At 40.0% G+C, this 4,511-nt stretch carries 4 protein-coding genes; all 4 read right to left on the bottom strand.

Going from position 1 to position 4,511, the window contains the following annotated elements; all coding sequences use genetic code 11:
* Positions 1 to 64: 64 nt before the first annotated feature.
* Positions 65 to 640, bottom strand: a complete 576-nt coding sequence (locus tag AACQ21_RS04900; RefSeq protein WP_219884449.1) for a fimbrial protein — start codon at positions 638 to 640, stop codon at positions 65 to 67.
* 7 nt (positions 641 to 647) lie between these two features.
* Positions 648 to 1,394, bottom strand: coding sequence for a fimbria/pilus periplasmic chaperone (locus AACQ21_RS04905; protein ID WP_105976663.1), 747 nt, complete (start codon positions 1,392 to 1,394; stop codon positions 648 to 650).
* Positions 1,395 to 1,447: 53 nt separating this feature from the next.
* Entirely contained in the window at positions 1,448 to 3,928 is a 2,481-nt protein-coding gene (locus AACQ21_RS04910) for a fimbria/pilus outer membrane usher protein (RefSeq protein WP_105976664.1), read from the bottom strand.
* An 82-nt stretch (positions 3,929 to 4,010) separates the two neighbouring features.
* The coding region (locus AACQ21_RS04915) for a fimbrial protein (protein ID WP_105976665.1) at positions 4,011 to 4,511 on the bottom strand (501 nt) is incomplete at its 5' end.

The raw sequence follows: 4,511 nt of genomic DNA on the forward strand, positions 1-4,511 counted from the left end.
TATGTTATTTACAGTGCTTATTTTTCATCTAAACATTAAATAAAAATTCACAAATGGAATTCAATTATTCATATTCAAGCATAAAATTAGCCGTTGCATTAAACGTCCCAGGTTTTAAATCAACATCTTTATTTCCCCAAGACAGCAGCTGCACATAAACAGTAAAATCGAGTACATTTGTACCCGAGACTAAACGAATCAAGCTACTTGCTTGATTAATGGGTAAAAATTGCCCTCTTTGCTCAAACCCGATGGCAATACCTTTAGCTTGACTACTGCTGCCTAGAGCAAGCAAGCCATTCTGATCACCAGTACCAGCCCCCAAAAAAGTGACTTTTATGCTATCAGCAATGGTTGGATCACACTCATCCAGATGTATCTGTAAGCTTGTTCCTTGCGTGCGTCCATCTCGCAATAGATCGTTATTAATAATATCGCCAAAATTAACATATAGATTTTCTTCACCAGAGCGCAGAGAGCAAGCTGGCCCCATAACTTCTGCTGTCATTGTCATCGTGAGGTTTTGGCTACCAGCCTCTGCAAATGGCTGAATGAAAATGGCTAATAAGAGTATTAATCTAGATAAAAGTCTATTGTGGTTAGCTAAATTAATGATGTGATGTAAACGGCGCCTCACCATTACCTCCTTAGTTGGAGTTATTTCCAATAATTAAACTACAACCATTATTATTACATTGATAGTTTAACGTTCGGTGACCACCAAAATCATCCACATAAGTAAAACTAGGCATCTTACCCAGCCTAGCCGCATCGACATTTACAGTAGCGTGACTGTGAGGGGAAATCATCACTGGTTGGAAATCGTCAACTTGGTTTGCCTTGCTTCCATTTGAGCCAGCAACAATGGTTACATAATAGGGGGTTGGGTTAGTCAGTTGGTATTTATCACCGATTTTTTGCAATGTCACTTTATTTTGCCAAGGCGATTGGTTATGGCTAGCTTCAGTCAATAAACTAGCCGGACGGTAGAAAAATTTGATACGAGTCTGCAACGCTAGTTGCAAACTATTAGGTTTGTCACTGCGGGGAGGAATCTCTCTCAAATTAAAATAAAACAAAGTCTCTTTATCTTGAGGCAATAGAGAAAAACCTGATAGAGACTGAATCTTAACTAAACTCTCCATTCCGGGCTCTAAACGTTGTATTGGAGGTAGAATTGTAAAGGGGCTATTTATCTTTTTACCATCCGCATCTTCTAACCAAGCCTGCGCTAAATATGGCAATGTGGTACTGTTGTTGCGAATGTTTAGACTCATCGATTTTACTTCACCCGGGTATATAACCCGAGTGCGATCTAAAGAAATACTCGCATATGCCTGATTGACAAGTAGAAGAAGTAATAAAGTAAGCGTGTAGTACCGTTTTTTATTCATGTCATTTTATCTCAATATATTTAAAGGCTAATAACCAATTCAAAACTAAGTAATTATTGGCAAGATAGCTTTCCAATCGTATCCGAGTCGGGTAACGGAGAAGGCAACTGCAATCGACAATACTGCGCATTATCCCTAACTACATTTACCATTTCATCCTCATGAAGCCCCACTAAATATGTCATACCACCTTCACCTACCATTCCTAACAGTTGGCCTTTGTCATTAAATACCTCTGATGCAAAGAGTACGTGTTTACCATCGGATCGGAATAACTCGAACATACGACGACTACCCGACAACATGTCAAAGTGTCGATAGCCAATAGCTCCTTCGCTCAAAGTTCCTATTGACACCGGAGTTCCAATAGGATCAATATCCTCGCCCAGCCTATCGACATCGATACTAACGCGCTGCCGATAGCTACTTGCTACATCGGTTAATACAGCCTTACCATTTTTATCTGTAAAAGTATCTAATCCCCCAGCATGTACCGGAACACCGCTTTCACCATCAGTATCGACCATGATCCGACTCCCTCCTATTGTGGTAGTCCGGTGTATTGCAGCGCCTTTACTGGTAGCGGTAATTCCACCTCGAAGTGAGAGACCAATTGCTGTGGATCCTTCCGTTGTGTGGCTAACGTTGGCTGTGGCTGTTGTTTTGTCACCATTGTAAGTATAGAACCCACTGACATTTTCACCGTTGGATGAAGTGGAAGCTGTTAATGAATAACTGCTGCGTTCATCAAGCTGACTGTGCAGACTAATGCTATGGCCCATTTCCCCACCACTAGAAGAGCTTCTATAACTAATAGATTTATTACCACCCAAAGGTATTGAAATATTTAAATACACACCATTGTCAGCACGACTGTTCTGTTTATTGTGATAAGCACTCAATGATGCATTAAGTTCGCTCCAATCCATGATACTAAACTCTTTAGATAGTGAGAGGCTCAAACGATCACTATCAACATCATGCCAATAGGATTGATGGCTATAGTCCATGTAAGCAGCTAAATGCTCTCCCTTGAATTGCTTGCTCAGTAATATACTGTATATCTCTTTTGACTCACCGAAATACGGTCGGTCTATCTGTTTACTCTCCATGAACTTGTTCATATTCATAAAATCTCTATCAGAGAATCGATAGCCAGCGAACGCGACTTGGCTATCATAACTCTCGAATATCTTAGAGTAGTTGATTCGATAAGAGCCACCACTTTTCGTTTCTTCTGAAAGTTGAGCGCGAGATTCTGTAATATCAAACGAAATAGCACCAAACTGAAGTAGATCTCGCCCCACACCTACGGATAGGGCTGAATAACCATCAGCAAACAAGCCCCCACCAAGCAGTGACCAACCATTATTGACTCCCCAAGAAAACTCAGCACTAGCAAAAGCAGGGCCGTCTAGTTCATGTACTTCGCTGCTGGCCTTACCGCTGTTAAATTTGTAACGCAAAGAGCCAGGGCGAGATAAATATGGAATGGTGGCCGTATTAACTTGAAAGCTCTGTACTGAACCGTCTTGCTCTTCCACCCTAACGTCAAGTGTCCCACTAATTGAACTACTAAGATCTTGAATTCTAAAAGGTCCAGCAGCAACTTGAGTCTCATAAATAACCCGTCCGCTACTAGTAATCACCACCTTAGCATCGGTTTTGGCAATCCCTACGATTTCAGGTGCATAACCACGCAAATTTGGTGGTAATAGGTTGTCATCTGTGTTTAAAGATACGCCAGTAAATTTAAAGCTATCGAACAAAGAGTCATTAAGGTCTAGCTCCCCCAACATTAGTTTCGTATTAAAATCAGGTAATGATCGATAAGTGTAAACATGGTTTATATTGAAGTCACTTTCAACATTTTCTATGCCTTGTTTATCTTCATGCTGATAATGACCTTGCCAATCAGCTCTTAACCGCCAAGCATCTATATTAATACCTGCTACGCCGTAGCTACTAAGATTAGTTCTCTTAATACTGGTCGAATTAACATCCTGTACGTTAATACCATAGTCGAGCAATGCCCCATTAACACCATTATCCCAGTAAGAGGCTGGCTCCCAATACTGATTGACATAATCTCGATAGACTTGAGGAATAGATATGGTGAGAGTATCTTTGTTAACTTCACCCTTAATCACGATACCTTTAAGAACTTTCGGGTTGTAACAGACTGAATCCTTTTGAGTAGCTATTGTAGGGCTTGATAATAAATGTTTGAGTTCAGAAGTCTTTAAACCTAAATCATTAGCTAAACTAGCAGTTAAGCAAAGCTGTGAATCTTTATCTTTCTGATCATAGAAATGGACATTACGCTCACCAATTAGCGTATTATTGACCACAACTTGCATAGTGTAGTCACCAGGAATGATGTAACCAGGTTTGCCAAACACTCCTGATTCAATAGTTTCTTTATCCTCGATATCAAGAAGATCTGTGTTAAATTCTATTTCGCTGGCATAAGTAATATTTATCCAAATAATAAAAAACAAATAAAATATCACAGATAATAGATTTTTTTTCATCAGATATTCTTAATAAAACCCATCTTAAAATGACAGGCATCCGTGCCCGTCAATACTCATAGATATAATCTAACTTATAGAATTACTGGTAGCTCATGACGAAGTTTGCTGTAGCTGAGAAATCACCTGGAGTGGCAGTTTTACCTTCCTCTAGATTACTGACTAATTTAGCACCGAATTCTAGAGTATTATCTCCAGCTACCAGATTAATAGCCTTGGATGCAGTTCCTAAATCAACATGTGAACCATCTCGTTGACTAACTAACGCGATAGATGCACCTTTTGCAGTACCATGCATTGCTAAATCTTTTGTGTTCACTGTATCTGCATCACCAGTAAAGGTCACAGACGCTGTCTTAGCTGTGTCTACAGAACAAGATTCGAGGTGGATTGCGAATGGACGAACTGGAGTCTCTCCAATACCTTCCAATACATCATTAGAAATCTGCCCCATATCAACTGTCTGCTCACTATCTCCAGGGACAATTGAACACGGCGCACTAAGAATTGATCCTACAAATTTTATTTCGCCTTGACCAATATTGTTCGCACCGGCTGCAAGTGTAGAAGCAGATAACATCAT

The organism is Vibrio sp. V01_P9A10T6 (assembly GCF_963877065.1).
Classification (GTDB): domain Bacteria; phylum Pseudomonadota; class Gammaproteobacteria; order Enterobacterales; family Vibrionaceae; genus Vibrio; species Vibrio anguillarum.